The following is a 14,189-nucleotide window of genomic DNA, read 5'->3' on the forward strand; positions in this document are numbered from 1 at the left end:
AGGGAACGGAAACGTACCTCAGTGATGCCGGTCCCATGCTTTGTCAGGTGGGTGTCTGGTCGTTGTTTGAGAACTGCACAGTGGACGCGAGCATCTGTGGCCAAGTTTTTAAGGGCGCACGGTGGATGCCTTGGCACCAGGAACCGATGAAGGACGTGGGAGGCCACGATAGTCCCCGGGGAGCCGTCAACCAGGCTTTGATCCGGGGGTTTCCGAATGGGGAAACCCGGCAGTCGTCATGGGCTGTCACCCATACCTGAACACATAGGGTATGTGGAGGGAACGCGGGGAAGTGAAACATCTCAGTACCCGCAGGAAGAGAAAACAACCGTGATTCCGGGAGTAGTGGCGAGCGAAACCGGATGAGGCTAAACCATGAGCGTGTGAGACCCGGCAGGGGTTGCGCTGATGGGGTCGTGGGATTTTTCTTGATCGGTCTGCCGGCCGGTCGGCGAGTCAGAAACCGTATGGATAGTCGAAGGACATGCGAAAGGTCCGGCGTAGAGGGTAAGACCCCCGTAGGCGAAATCTGTACGGCTCGTTTGAAGAACTCCCAAGTAGCACGGGGCCCGAGAAATCCCGTGTGAATCTGGCGGGACCACCCGCTAAGCCTAAATATTCCCTGGTGACCGATAGCGGATAGTACCGTGAGGGAATGGTGAAAAGTACCGCGGGAGCGGAGTGAAATAGTACCTGAAACCGTGTGCCTACAAGCCGTGGGAGCGTCGTTGTGGTCTTCGGACCATGGCCGTGACTGCGTGCCTTTTGAAGAATGAGCCTGCGAGTTTGCGGTGTGTAGCGAGGTTAACCCGTGTGGGGTAGCCGTAGCGAAAGCGAGTCCGAATAGGGCGTTTGAGTTGCATGCCCAAGACCCGAAGCGGAGTGATCTAGCCATGGGCAGGTTGAAGCGGAGGTAAGACTTCGTGGAGGACCGAACCCACCAGGGTTGAAAACCTGGGGGATGACCTGTGGTTAGGGGTGAAAGGCCAATCAAACTCCGTGATAGCTGGTTCTCCCCGAAATGCATTTAGGTGCAGCGTCACGTGTTTCTTGCCGGAGGTAGAGCACTGGATAGGCGATGGGCCTCACCGGGTTACTGACCTTAGCCAAACTCCGAATGCCGGTAAGTGAGAGCGTGGCAGTGAGACTGTGGGGGATAAGCTCCATGGTCGAGAGGGAAACAGCCCAGAACACCGACTAAGGTCCCTAAGCGTGTGCTAAGTGGGAAAGGATGTGGAGTCGCAGAGACAACCAGGAGGTTGGCTTAGAAGCAGCCACCCTTGAAAGAGTGCGTAATAGCTCACTGGTCAAGTGATTCCGCGCCGACAATGTAGCGGGGCTCAAGCACATCACCGAAGTCGTGTCATTGCAGCATGAAGGGCCAACGCCTGCTGTGATGGGTAGGGGAGCGTCGTGTGCCGGGTGAAGCGGCGGTGGAAACCAGTCGTGGACGGTATACGAGTGAGAATGCAGGCATGAGTAGCGATACAAGAGTGGGAAACTCTTGCGCCGATTGACCAAGGGTTCCTGGGTCAAGCTGATCTGCCCAGGGTAAGTCGGGACCTAAGGCGAGGCCGACAGGCGTAGTCGATGGACAACGGGTTGATATTCCCGTACCCGCTTTGAAGCGCCAACGCTGAACCGAGTGATGCTAAGCCCGTGAAGCCGTCCCGGAGTCTTCGGACAAAGGGGAGTGGTGGAGCCGGCGATCCAACCTCGTATTAGGTGAGCGATGGGGTGACGCAGGAAGGTAGTCCAGCCCGGGCGGTGGTTGTCCCGGGGTAAGGGTGTAGGCCGTGAGGTAGGCAAATCCGCCTCACATTAAGGCTGAGACCTGATGCCGAGCCGATTGTGGTGAAGTGGATGATCCTATGCTGTCGAGAAAAGCCTCTAGCGAGTTTCATGGCGGCCCGTACCCCAAACCGACTCAGGTGGTCAGGTAGAGAATACCGAGGCGTTCGGGTGAACTATGGTTAAGGAACTCGGCAAAATGCCCCCGTAACTTCGGGAGAAGGGGGGCCATTCCTGGTGACGAGTCTTGCACTCCGAGCTGGGGGTGGCCGCAGAGACCAGCGAGAAGCGACTGTTTACTAAAAACACAGGTCCGTGCGAAGCCGTAAGGCGATGTATACGGACTGACGCCTGCCCGGTGCTGGAACGTTAAGGGGACCGGTTAGCTCCATTTCGGTGGGGCGAAGCTGAGAACTTAAGCGCCAGTAAACGGCGGTGGTAACTATAACCATCCTAAGGTAGCGAAATTCCTTGTCGGGTAAGTTCCGACCTGCACGAATGGCGTAACGACTTCTCGACTGTCTCAACCATAGGCCCGGTGAAATTGCATTACGAGTAAAGATGCTCGTTTCGCGCAGCAGGACGGAAAGACCCCGGGACCTTTACTATAGCTTGATATTGGTGTTCGGTTCGGCTTGTGTAGGATAGGTGGGAGACTTTGAAGCCGTGACGCCAGTCATGGTGGAGTCGTCGTTGAAATACCACTCTGGTCGTGCTGGATGTCTAACCTGGGTCCGTGATCCGGATCAGGGACAGTGTCTGGTGGGTAGTTTAACTGGGGCGGTTGCCTCCTAAAGAGTAACGGAGGCGCCCAAAGGTTCCCTCAGCCTGGTTGGCAATCAGGTGTTGAGTGTAAGTGCACAAGGGAGCTTGACTGTGAGACTGACGGGTCGAGCAGGTACGAAAGTAGGGACTAGTGATCCGGCGGTGGCTTGTGGAAGCGCCGTCGCTCAACGGATAAAAGGTACCCCGGGGATAACAGGCTGATCTTCCCCAAGAGTCCATATCGACGGGATGGTTTGGCACCTCGATGTCGGCTCGTCGCATCCTGGGGCTGGAGTAGGTCCCAAGGGTTGGGCTGTTCGCCCATTAAAGCGGTACGCGAGCTGGGTTTAGAACGTCGTGAGACAGTTCGGTCCCTATCCGCTGTGCGCGTAGGAGTGTTGAGAAGGGCTGTCCCTAGTACGAGAGGACCGGGACGGACGAACCTCTGGTGTGCCAGTTGTTCTGCCAAGGGCATGGCTGGTTGGCTACGTTCGGGAGGGATAACCGCTGAAAGCATCTAAGCGGGAAGCCTGCTTCGAGATGAGCACTCCCACCTCCTTGAGAGGGTAAGGCTCCCAGTAGACGACTGGGTTGATAGGCCGGATATGGAAGCCCTGTGAGGGGTGGAGTTGACCGGTACTAATAGGCCGAGGGCTTGTCCTCAGTTGCTCGCGTCCACTGTGTTGTTCTGAAACAACGACCCCCACACGTCTGGTCACGGTGTGGGTGCGGTTGACAGTTTCATAGTGTTTCGGTGGTCATAGCGTGAGGGAAACGCCCGGTTACATTCCGAACCCGGAAGCTAAGCCTTACAGCGCCGATGGTACTGCAGGGGGGACCCTGTGGGAGAGTAGGACGCCGCCGAACAAATTTTGAGAAGAACCCCCGCCGGTATTCCGGCGGGGGTTCTTTGCGTTCGGCAGCCCCCTGGTGGTGACGGCCCGTCAGTTCTAGTCTGGCGCGATGATGACGCGAACCGGTACTCGTAAAGGCGCGGCGATGCTCGGCGCTGCCGGGGTGATGCTGGCGGCGCTGACGGCGTGCAGCAGCAGCGGCGACGGGAAGGACCAAGGCGCGAAGCCGCCCGCGGGGTGGTACCGGGCGGCCGATGACCTCTGCAAGGAGATCGGTCGCGTCGGCCTGCCGGGGAAGGAGAGCGACGGGCGCGCCTCGGACGGGCCGCCGGGCGGGTCGGACGAGGGGATCTGGCGCTCGTGCCGGGCGGAGAGCACCGGCGGCGAGCGCGACGAGTACTGGAAGCTGGACATGGACGTCCGTACGTACGACAAGCAGGAGGTCGCGTTCGGCTGGTACCAGGCGGGTCTCCACAATGCCGAGTCGCCCAGGGAGACCCTTTCCCCCGACGCCCGCAGGCGGTTCGAGAGGACGGCTTCGATCGGAGAGGCCGGCCATCGCGTCGTGGTGCGGGACGAGACGAGGAAGGACCTGGTTTGGAAGGCCGCGTTCGTCGACGGGAACCTGATCGTCCGGCTGGAGCTGGAGTGCTACGCGGGCAGCACCGCCGACGCGGAGGCCGTGAAGGCGGTGAACACCTGTGAGACGCAGGCCCGTTCGCTGGGCGAGGAGCTGATGAAGCGGGTGCAGTCGAAGCTCCGGGTGGGGGATCTGACGGCTCGGCCGACGCTCTCCTGAGCGGGTGCCGGCCGAGCCGCCGTCGGGGTCAGCTCTGCGGCTGGGCCGTGCCCCAGTTGGGGCGGCCCTCCCCGGGGCCGGGGGTGTCGGTGACCCGGGCGACGCCGGAGCCGTCGGCGCGCATGGTGTAGAGCTCGGAGGTTCCGCCGGCGGGGGCCTGGGCGAAGGCGATCGCGGTGCCGTCGGGGGAGTAGGAGGCGACGCCGTAGGTGATGTCGGACGGGCCGGGGGTGAGCGCCTCGACGGCCGTGCCGTCGGGGTGGACGGTGTAGATGCCGCCGCCCGGGGCGTTGTCGGGGTCGGCCGGGTAGGTGGTGAAGACGATGCGGCTGCCGTCGGGGGACCAGTTGGCGCGGTCGCCGGCCCGCAGTTCCCACGGGGTGAGGCGGCGCAGGCCGGTGCCGTCGGCGTTGACGATGTAGAGCGCGCGGCTGTTGGCGGGCTGGCCGGTGGCGCTGGTCCGGTAGGAGAAGACGAGCTGCTTGCCGTCGGGGGACCAGGCCGGGTCGGTGACGGTGCCGGAGTACGGGGTGTCGTTGGTGAGGAAGGTGATCCGCTGGGCGGTGGTGCCGTCGGGGGCGATGACGTAGAGGTCGCTGTACTGGATCTGCTCGGTCGTCGGGTCCGAGGTGCCCCAGGTGCGGGTGAAGGCGAGCTGGTTGCCGTCGGGGGACCAGGAGGGCGCGGTCTCCGTCTCGTTGAGGCATTCGGGGGTGCCGGCCTCGCAGAGCGATCCCAGCTGACGGGCGTTCTGGCCGTCGGCGCTCGCGGTCCAGATCCGGCCGGGGGAGTCGCCGCCGGTGCGGTCGAAGGCGAGCGTGGTGCCGTCGGGGGACCAGGAGGGATGGTCGTCGCGGGTCCGGTCGGCCGGCTGGGTGAGTTGCCGGCGGGTCCTGCCGTCGGCGGTGACGGAGAAGATCGCGCTGGTGAGGCGGTCCTGGTCGAGGAAGACCCGGCCGGCGATGAGGCCGTTGAGGGCGGGCGGGGCGGTCGGGGTCGCCGCGTCGGCGCCGACCACGCCGGCGGTGGCGTCGGCGACGGCCGGTTCGACGGCCGGGGTCGGGGTGGGGGACGGGGATTCGGCGCGGATCTCGCTGAGCGGGATCTCGCCGGGCTGGGCGCCGCAGCCGGTGAGCAGGGTCCCGGCGAGCAGCAGGCCCGCACCGGCGCGGTGGCGGGTGCGGGCCCTGGTGGTGGTGCGGTGGGTGGTGGTGGTGTCCGAGAGCCGTGTCCGTGTGCGGGTCATCCGCGTCTCATCTCCGTCTCCGATCCGTCCGGCGAGGCCGGGCGTGAGCCCCCCGAAGGAGCTGTCACTGTGTCAGATCGGAGCGAGGCGGACGGGGCGACACGCGACGGTCCGCGTCCGCTCGGGGACGGAGAGTCATCCGTTCGCGGGGGCGGGGCCGGGGTCGGCCCCGGTCAGCCCCGGGCGGCGCGGCTTTCGGCCTTGGCGACGGCCTCCGCCTCGTCCTCGGCCTCGGCGACCTCCAGGGTGGGGGCCGTCCCGCCGAGCTGGGCCGGCAGCCACCAGGTGTCGTCGGGGCCGGAGGGCTTGCCGGGGTACTCGCGCTGGGCGCGGTCGAGCATCTCGGACATCGCGGCGCGCAGTCGGCGGGTGACCATGACGGGCTTGTCCTCGGGCGTCAGCACGATCGGTTCGCCGATCATGATGGTGACCGGGACGTGCCGCTTGGTGAGGGTCTTCGGGCGGCCCTTGGTCCAGAGCTGCTGGGTGCCCCAGAGGACCACCGGGAGCAGCGGGGCGCCGGAGTCGGCGGCCATCCGGGCGGCGCCGGTCTTGAACTTCTTCAGCATGAAGGAGCGGCTGATGGTGGCTTCGGGGAAGACGCCGACCACCTCGCCGGCCCGCAGGGCGCGGACGGCGGCCTCGTAGGCGGGCTGGCCGTCGGTGCGGTCGACCGGGATGTGCTTCATGCCGCGCATCAGCGGGCCGGAGACGGCGTGCTTGAAGACGTCGTCCTTGGCCATGAAGCGGGTCTTGCGCTTGCCGCCGCGGTAGGCGCCGAGGCCGGCGAAGAGGAAGTCGAGGTAGCTGATGTGGTTGCTCACCAGCACCGCCCCGCCCTCGGCGGGGATGTGTTCGGCGCCGACGATCCTGATGCGCACGTCGAGTGCGCGGAAGACGGTCAGCGCGGCGCCGATCACCGGCGGGTACACGAGGTCTGCCACGGTCAGTCCTGACTTCGACGGGCCTGGCGGCCCGGTACGGCGGGGACCCGCGTGCCGTAGGTGGGGGCCGACCGGGGGCACGGCACACCGCGGCGGCCACGGGCGATACACGACGATGATCCCCCGAACGGGTGCCCGCTGTCACCTGAGCCGTCCGGCCGGGGTGGCTCGGGCGGTGTGATGTGCGCGATGAGGCCGGGCGGGAACTTTTCCCGCCCGGCCGTCCGGTCGGTTTCAGGCGGCCAGGCCGGCCCTGCTGCGGGCGCGGTGGACCAGCGGGTAGAGCTCGCAGCCGAGGCAGTAGCCGAAGGCGGCGTTGAGGAAGGCGGCGGCCAGGGCGAACCCGGTGGCGAGCAGGCCGAGCCAGCCGATTCCGGTGAGCAGGCCGGTCGTGCCGACGGCGGCGAAGACCAGGCCGACGCCCTGGGCGAACCGGGGCGGGCGTTCGTCCTCCGTCTCGGCGGGCGGGGCCAGCCGGGGGCGGACCAGGGTGCGGTAGAGCCAGCCGTAGGGGGAGCGGCGCAGTCCGCCGAGGGCGCCGAGGGCGAAGACGAGGGTCTGGGCGGCGAGCAGGACGCCGCTGCCGGTGAGGAGGACGGCTGCCAGGACGACGGTGGTGAGGGCGGCGGCGAAGCGCGGCCCCCGGGGATCGATCTGCACGGGGACTCCGGGGCGGGGAGGGGTGAGGGGGCGCGCGGCGGCGCGGGCGCCCGGGGCGGCCTGGGGGCGCGTCAGCGACAGCGCGAGGCCGTGGCCCGGCACAGGTCGACCACCCGGCGGGTGGTCAGCAGCGGCTGTGCGGGGCGGTCGGAGTCCACGTGGTGATCGTACGCGGGCCCGGGCGCACCGGTCGAGGGGGTCGGGGCGGGACCGCCGGGCCCCCTGCCGGCGGCGCGCCGGGGCGGGGCAGACTGGGGGGATGACCGGGTTGGTGGTGTGCGTTGTCGCGCTCGTGGCCGCGAGCGCGTTCGGGCTGCTGCGGGCGAAGCGTGACGGGAGGCTGCGGGTGCGGGCGAGGGACGGGGCGGTGCGGCTGTCGGCGGCGGAGCTGGGGGAGCCGCTCGGGGCGCGGGCGACGCTGGTGCAGTTCTCCACCGCGTTCTGCCAGCCGTGCCGGGCCACCCGGCGGGTGCTGGCCGAGGTGGCGGGGATGGTGGACGGCGTGGCGCACGTCGAGCTGGACGCCGAGGAGCGGTTGGAGATGGTGCGGCGGCTGGACGTGGTGCGGACGCCGACCGTGCTGGTGCTGGACGCCGGGGGCCGGGTGGTGCGGCGGGCGGCCGGGCAGCCGCGGAAGGCGGATGTGATCGCGGCGCTGGGCGCGGCGCTCTGAGCCCCTGGGCGGCCGGGGCGGTCGGCGCCGGGGTGCGGGCGGGGGCGTGCGGGGTGCTCCCGAGGTGAATCGGGTGACGGAAGGGCAGCCCCGTCGGGTGGAGCCGGGGGCGGGCTGGGGCAGGATGGCTCCGACGGCGGCGCGGCCGTCCCGCGGTCCGTACCGGACCGGAGGTCTCCCCGGGGCTGCCGAGGGGGCCCGCGGGGCGCCCGGCCGGGACCGCGCGGCGTAAGCTACTGGTGAGTAGTGACCGTCGGGCTACTGGCGGGTATGCTGCCAGGAAGTTCCGGACCGGCACGGGAACGCGCTGCCGGGGAGCGGGCGCGAGCCGTGTTCGCGCCCGTTTGCACAGCCGCAGCCGCCGGACGAGACCAGTACAGGAGACAGGCCGTGAGCTTGAGGATCGTTGTCTGTGTGAAGTACGTGCCGGATGCGACGGGTGACCGTCGTTTCTCGGACGATCACACCACCGACCGGGAGGGCGTGGACGGCCTTCTGTCGGAGCTGGACGAGTACGGCGTGGAGCAGGCGCTGCGGATCGCGGAGGCCCATGAGGGTTCCGAGGTGACGGTGCTGACGGTGGGGCCGGACGACGCGAAGGACGCGTTGCGCAAGGCGCTGTCGATGGGTGCGGACAAGGCCGTGCACGTGAACGACGACGGCATCCACGGGTCGGATGCGGTCGGGACGTCGGCGGTGCTGGCGAAGGCGCTGGAGAGGACCGGGTTCGACCTGGTGGTCGGTGGTATGGCGTCGACGGACGGTTCGATGGGCGTGCTGCCGGCGCTGCTGGCGGAGCGGCTGGGGGTGGCGCAGGTGACGCTGCTGTCGGAGGTGTCGGTCGAGGGCGGTGTGGTGAAGGGCCGTCGTGACGGTGACGCGGCGACGGAGCTGGTGGAGGCGGCGCTGCCGGCGGTGGTGTCGGTGACGGACCAGTCGGGTGAGGCGCGGTACCCGTCGTTCAAGGGGATCATGGCGGCGAAGAAGAAGCCGGTGCAGTCGTTGGACCTGGACGATCTGGGTATCGAGGCCGGCGGGGTGGGCCTGGCGGGTGCGTGGACGGCGGTGGAGTCGGTGGCGGCGCGTCCGGCGCGTACCGCGGGCACGGTCGTCAAGGACGAGGGCGAGGGCGGCAGGGCGCTCGCCGGCTTCCTCGCCGACCAGAAGTTCATCTAGTCCCCCCCGTTCGCGCATCCAACGATCGATCAGGAGCAATGAATCATGGCTGAGATCCTGGTTCTCGTGGACCACGCCGACGGCGCGGTCCGCAAGCCGGCCCTGGAGCTGCTGACCCTGGCCCGCCGCATCGGCGAGCCCTCCGCCGTCGTCCTCGGCGCCGGTGACAAGGCGGCCGAGCTGGCCGCCAAGGCCGCCGAGTACGGCGCCGTGAAGGTGTACGTCGCCGACGGCGCCGAGTTCGCCGACCTGCTGGTCGTCCCGAAGGTGGACGCCCTGGCGCAGATCGCCGGGGCGGTGCGGCCGGCCGCGGTGCTGGTCACCTCCTCCGGCGAGGGCAAGGAGGTCGCCGCCCGGGTCGCCCTGCGGATCGGGTCCGGCATCATCACCGACGCCATCGACCTGGAGGCCGGTGACGGCGGTCCGGTCGCCACCCAGTCGGTGTTCGCCGCCTCCTTCCAGGTGAAGTCCACGGTGTCGCACGGCGCGGCGGTCATCACCGTCAAGCCGAACGCCGTCGCCCCGGAGGCCGCCCCGGCGGCCGGTGCGGTGGAGAGCGTGACCGTGGCGTTCACCGGCAACGCGGCCAGGGTCGTCTCGCGCACCCCGCGGGTCTCCACCGGGCGTCCGGAGCTGACCGAGGCCGCGATCGTGGTCTCCGGCGGCCGCGGTGTCGGTGCCGCCGAGGGCTTCGGTGTCGTCGAGGAGCTGGCCGACGCCCTGGGCGCGGCCGTCGGCGCCTCGCGCGCCGCCGTCGACGCCGGCTGGTACCCGCACAGCAGCCAGGTCGGCCAGACCGGCAAGCAGGTCTCCCCGCAGCTCTACATCGCGGCGGGTATCTCGGGTGCGATCCAGCACCGGGCCGGCATGCAGACCTCGAAGACCATCGTGGCCGTCAACAAGGACCCCGAGGCCCCGATCTTCGAGCTGGTCGACTACGGCGTCGTCGGCGACCTGTTCGCGGTGCTGCCGCAGCTCACCGCCGAGGTCAAGGCCCGCAAGGCCTGATCCGGCGCAACGCATCGGCGCGGGGGCGCGCCCGGGATTTCCCGGGCGCGCCCCCGTTGTCCTTCGCCCGGACGCCCGGCCGGTGGGCGGCGGCCCGTAGAGTCGGTCGGCGGCGCGGGTCGGGGACCGTCGCGCGCAGCGGACCATCGAGGACATCGTGGACAGGGGCGAGGGCGGACGCATGACACTCTTGACGGCACTCCAGGGCGGATCCGGCGACGCGGCCGACGCGCTGCGGATCTCCGACGGCCCCGGGCTCTCCCGCGAGCAGCTGCTCGGCGCGGCCACCGCCGTCGCCGACCGGGTGGCCGGCGCCCCCGCCCTCGCGGTGCTCGCCCGGCCCACCGCCGAGACCGTGGCCGCCGTCGTCGGCGGGCTGCTCGCCGGGGTGCCGGTGGTGCCGCTGCCGCCCGACTCGGGGCCCAAGGAGCGGGCGCACATCCTGCGCGACTCCGGCGCCGCCCTGCTCGCCCACGCCGCCGCCGACACCCCGCCGGACGACGCGGGGATCGCCGGCCTCCCGGTGGACCTGCGCGAGCGGTCCGCCACCACGTACGCCGAGCCGGACCCGGCGGCCACCGCCTTCGTGCTCTACACCTCCGGCACCACCGGCGCGCCCAAGGGGGCGATGATCGGCCGCGCCGCCGTCGCCGCCGACCTCGACGCGCTCGCCGACGCCTGGCAGTGGACCGCCGAGGACACCCTGGTGCACGGCCTGCCGCTGTTCCACGTGCACGGGCTGGTGCTCGGCGTGCTCGGCGCGCTGCGCACCGGCAGCCGGCTGGTGCACACCGGGCGCCCGACCCCCGCCGGGTACGCGGCGGCGGGCGGCAGCCTCTACTTCGGCGTGCCGACCGTCTGGTCCCGCCTGGCGGGCGACCCGGAGGCGGCCGCCCGGCTCGCCTCCGCCCGGCTGCTGGTCTCCGGCAGCGCCCCGCTGCCGGTCCCGGTGTTCGAACGGCTCGCCGCGCTGACCGGCCACGCTCCGATCGAGCGCTACGGCATGACGGAGTCGCTGATCACCGTCTCCACCCGGGCCGACGGCGAGCGCCGCCCGGGCAGCGTCGGCCTGCCGGTGGCCGGAGTGCGCACCCGGCTGGTCGGCGAGGACGGCGGGCCCGTCCCGCACGACGGCGAGAGCGTCGGCGAGCTCCAGGTGGCCGGTCCCACCCTGTTCCGCGGCTACCTCAACCGGCCGGACGCCGACGCCGAGGCCTGGACCGCCGACGGCTGGTTCCGCACCGGGGACGTCGCGGTGATCGGGCCGGACGGCTTCCACCGGATCGTCGGGCGCGCCTCCGTGGACCTGATCAAGAGCGGCGGGTACCGGATCGGCGCCGGCGAGGTGGAGGCGGCGCTGCGCGACCACCCGGCGGTGGCCGACGCCGCGGTGGTCGGCGTGCCGGATGAGGACCTCGGGCAGGCGATCGTGGCGTACGTCGTTGCGGACGGTTCCGTGACGGGTGACCAGCTGACGGCCTTTGTGGCGGAGCGGCTCTCGGTGCACAAGCGGCCCCGCCGGGTGGTGCTGGTGCCCGAACTGCCCAGGAACGCCATGGGCAAGGTGCTGAAGAAGCAACTGCTGGCGCAGTCGGCAGCCGAGTGACGGGCGGTCATCCGGCGCCGGGTCGGATGACGGCCGCTCACCTTCCGTGAGCCTTCCTTTGGCGCACTCCACTGCGCGCCGTGAGCGGACGCATGCCTAACGTGACAATCGGCGCGGCCGGGGCCGACGAGGTCCCGCGCACCGCGTCCAGCGTTCAGCTCCCAGCGTTCGGCGCGATCGTCGCGCCAGGCGCGATCAGCGAAGGAAGACAGCAGCATGACGACCGTCAACACCGGCGCACCGGATGCCGCCGACGACGCGACCGGGCAGCACACCGCCGCCTCCTCCCCCCGGCCGGCGGCGGGTGCCCGCCCCTCCCGTGCGGCGCGGATCCGCCGGGGGATAGGCATGGCGGCCGTGATCGCGGCCGGCGCCGGCGTGATCGGCCTCGGCACCGGCGTGGGGACCGCGGCGGCCGAGCCGGCGCCGGCCCACGCCGGGTGGGACGGCTCGCGGTACTGGTTCAAGGACAGCCAGGGCCGCTGGCGCTGGACGGCGCACTACGACGTCTACCTGGCGCGCAGCGGTGGATCGGCCCCGGCGGCGGGCACCGCCTCGGGGACGTCCACGGCGAAGGCCGCCGGCTCCTCCGGGGGGATCACCCAGGGGTGGGACGGGTCGCGGTACTGGTTCCGCAACAGTCAGGGCCAGTGGCGCTGGACCTCGCACTACGACGTCTACCTGGACCGTACCGGCGGGTCGGCCACGGGCTCGGCGTCCGCCTCCTCGTCGTCGGACCCGGCCTCCTCGTCCGACACGGCCTCCCCGGCCGCGGCTGCGGCGGCGGACGGTGACGTCGAGGCGGCGGTGCAGTACGCGCTCGCGCAGCTGGGCAAGCCGTTCCGGACGGCCGGCAACGGGCCGGACGGCTACGACTGCTCGGGTCTCGTCCAGCAGTCCTTCCGGCGCGGCGGCATCTCCCTGCCGCGGGTCGCCAACGACCAGTACGCGGCCACCACGCCGGTGACGGCCGGGCAGTTGCGCCGCGGCGACCTGCTGTTCTGGTCGGACGACCGCAGCGCGCGGGGCATCCACCACGTGGCGATCTACCTGGGCGACAACCAGTACGTGGAGGCCGCCCGGCCCGGTACCTCGATCCGGGTCTCGCGGATCAGCAGCGGCTACTACCCGACCCACATGGGCCGGCCCTGAGGCCTGTCCGCGCCGCCCCGCCGGTGCCTGGCCACGGCGGCCCGCGCACCGGCGGAGCGGGGGCCCTGCGCTCGATGGGGCGCGGGGGGTGCGGCGGGGGCGCGCGCGAAAGGGCCGGACTCCGGTGCCCAGGGGTGTGCGCTCCGGCGCGGCTGGGGTCGTACGGGAATCGTCGCAGGCACTCTGACCTGGTCACATGCCCCTGACAAACGGAACGGGGAACCGCCATGAGCGGCGTGGACGTAGAGGTATGGGGACCGGCGCGGCGCGGGTACCACCTCGGGTGGCGCTGGTTCGACTGACGGGGGCGCCGCCCGGTGCGATCGGCGCCGGGGGAGGTCGAGAACAGGGGGCGTGAGTGATCGTCTGGGTCAATGGGACGTTCGGGGCGGGCAAGACGAGCGCCTGCCGCGCGTTGGTGGAACTGCTGCCCGGCAGCATGCTGTTCGATCCCGAGCTGGTGGGCTTCGGACTGCGCACGATGCTGCCGGCCGACCGGATGGCGGCGGTGTCGGACTTCCAGGACCTGCCGGCCTGGCGCCGGCTCGTCCCCGAGACGGCGGCGGCGCTGCTCGGCGAGGTGCCAGGGCCGCTGGTGGTCCCGATGACGCTGCTGCGGGAGGACTACCGGGACGAGATCTTCGGGTCGCTGGCCTCGAACGGCATCGCCGTGCACCACCTCGTCCTGGACCCTGAAGAAACGATCCTGCGCCAGCGGATAGCCCAGCGCGAGGAGGTCCCGGACGACCCGGAGCGCAGCGAGCGGATCCGCCAGTGGTGCCTGGAGCACCTGCCGCGCTACCGCGCCGCCCGCCGCTGGCTGCGCCGCGACGCCCGGCTCGTCGACACCTCCGGCCTCACCCCGCGCGAGACCGCGGCCCGGCTCGCGCAGCTGGTGGACGACGGCTCGGCCCGCTGTCCGATCGTGCAGTCGCCCGACCCGACCGGGGACACCGTGGCCGCCGCCGTCCTGTTCTTCGACGAGCAGGACCGGGTGCTGCTCGTCGATCCGGTCTACAAGCCGGACTGGGAGTTCCCCGGCGGCGTCGTCGAGCGCGGCGAGGCGCCCACCGACGCCGCGCTCAGGGAGACCGCCGAGGAACTCGGCCTGCGCCTCGACCCCGCCGCGCTGCGGCTGCTCGCCGTCGACTGGGAGCCGCGCACCGGACCGCACTGCGGCGGGCTGCGCCTGGTCTACGACGGCGGGCTGCTGGACGCCACCGCCCGGCAGGGGCTGCTGCTTCAGCAGGAGGAGCTGCGCGGCTGGCGGTTCGTCGGCCTGGAGGAGGCCGCCGGGCTGCTGCCCCCGGGCCGGTACCGGCGGCTGGCCGCCGCGCTGGACGCCCGCCGCAGCGGGGAGCTGCGCTACCTGGAGGCCGGGCGCCGGGCCGGGGTGGGGCTGGCGTCGGCCGCCGACGCGGCGTGAGCGCGGGCCGCGCGCCGCGTACGGGCCGCGCGCGCCCCGCGGCCGGCCCGGCCCCGGGCGACGGCGCCCGCCGCGGGGCGGCAGGATGA

Annotated in this window: 10 protein-coding genes and 2 rRNA genes; 9 read left to right on the forward strand and 3 right to left on the reverse strand. The window is 70.6% G+C overall.

What is annotated here, in order from left to right; all coding sequences use genetic code 11:
• The first annotated feature begins 98 nt into the window (after nucleotides 1-98).
• From ACFCLZ_RS32010 to ACFCLZ_RS32020, 3 genes are all read left to right on the forward strand, one after another.
• A 23S ribosomal RNA gene (locus tag ACFCLZ_RS32010) occupies nucleotides 99-3,219 on the forward strand.
• 87 nt (nucleotides 3,220-3,306) lie between these two features.
• Nucleotides 3,307-3,423 (forward strand): 5S ribosomal RNA (gene rrf / locus ACFCLZ_RS32015).
• 96 nt (nucleotides 3,424-3,519) lie between these two features.
• Entirely contained in the window at nucleotides 3,520-4,209 is a 690-nt protein-coding gene (locus tag ACFCLZ_RS32020) for a hypothetical protein (RefSeq protein ID WP_380281375.1), read from the forward strand.
• A 28-nt stretch (nucleotides 4,210-4,237) separates the two neighbouring features.
• Here the strand turns inward: ACFCLZ_RS32020 and ACFCLZ_RS32025 are convergent, their stop codons facing one another.
• The 3 genes from ACFCLZ_RS32025 to ACFCLZ_RS32035 form a co-directional block, all read right to left on the reverse strand.
• Nucleotides 4,238-5,455, reverse strand: a complete 1,218-nt coding sequence (locus tag ACFCLZ_RS32025) for a hypothetical protein (RefSeq protein WP_380281376.1) — start codon at nucleotides 5,453-5,455, stop codon at nucleotides 4,238-4,240.
• A gap of 173 nt (nucleotides 5,456-5,628) precedes the next feature.
• Nucleotides 5,629-6,399: a lysophospholipid acyltransferase family protein gene (locus ACFCLZ_RS32030; protein ID WP_380281377.1), complete on the reverse strand. Its 771-nt coding sequence runs from the start codon at nucleotides 6,397-6,399 to the stop codon at nucleotides 5,629-5,631.
• A 234-nt stretch (nucleotides 6,400-6,633) separates the two neighbouring features.
• Nucleotides 6,634-7,059 carry a DUF4395 domain-containing protein gene (locus tag ACFCLZ_RS32035; protein ID WP_380281378.1) on the reverse strand — a complete coding sequence of 142 codons (426 nt, stop codon included), beginning with the start codon at nucleotides 7,057-7,059 and terminating at the stop codon, nucleotides 6,634-6,636.
• Between the two features lie 259 nt (nucleotides 7,060-7,318).
• Here ACFCLZ_RS32035 and ACFCLZ_RS32040 point away from each other — a divergent pair, with 259 nt between their 5' ends.
• The 6 genes from ACFCLZ_RS32040 to ACFCLZ_RS32065 all read left to right on the forward strand — a co-directional run bounded on the left by ACFCLZ_RS32040 (nucleotide 7,319) and on the right by ACFCLZ_RS32065 (nucleotide 14,100).
• Nucleotides 7,319-7,732, forward strand: a complete 414-nt coding sequence (locus tag ACFCLZ_RS32040; protein WP_380281379.1) for a TlpA family protein disulfide reductase — start codon at nucleotides 7,319-7,321, stop codon at nucleotides 7,730-7,732.
• Between the two features lie 390 nt (nucleotides 7,733-8,122).
• On the forward strand, nucleotides 8,123-8,908 hold the full coding sequence (locus ACFCLZ_RS32045) for an electron transfer flavoprotein subunit beta/FixA family protein (RefSeq protein WP_380284351.1): 786 nt from the start codon (nucleotides 8,123-8,125) through the stop codon (nucleotides 8,906-8,908).
• Nucleotides 8,909-8,953: 45 nt separating this feature from the next.
• On the forward strand, nucleotides 8,954-9,916 hold the full coding sequence (locus ACFCLZ_RS32050; protein ID WP_380281380.1) for an electron transfer flavoprotein subunit alpha/FixB family protein: 963 nt from the start codon (nucleotides 8,954-8,956) through the stop codon (nucleotides 9,914-9,916).
• Nucleotides 9,917-10,097: 181 nt separating this feature from the next.
• A complete protein-coding gene (locus tag ACFCLZ_RS32055) occupies nucleotides 10,098-11,522 on the forward strand; it encodes an acyl-CoA synthetase (protein WP_380281381.1) in 1,425 nt (474 codons plus the stop codon).
• 216 nt (nucleotides 11,523-11,738) lie between these two features.
• Nucleotides 11,739-12,674 carry a C40 family peptidase gene (locus ACFCLZ_RS32060; protein WP_380281382.1) on the forward strand — a complete coding sequence of 312 codons (936 nt, stop codon included), beginning with the start codon at nucleotides 11,739-11,741 and terminating at the stop codon, nucleotides 12,672-12,674.
• A gap of 358 nt (nucleotides 12,675-13,032) precedes the next feature.
• Nucleotides 13,033-14,100: an NUDIX domain-containing protein gene (locus tag ACFCLZ_RS32065; protein WP_380281383.1), complete on the forward strand. Its 1,068-nt coding sequence runs from the start codon at nucleotides 13,033-13,035 to the stop codon at nucleotides 14,098-14,100.
• Nucleotides 14,101-14,189 lie beyond the last annotated feature (89 nt).

The organism is Kitasatospora purpeofusca (assembly GCF_042691725.1).
GTDB classification, from domain to species: domain Bacteria; phylum Actinomycetota; class Actinomycetes; order Streptomycetales; family Streptomycetaceae; genus Kitasatospora; species Kitasatospora purpeofusca_B.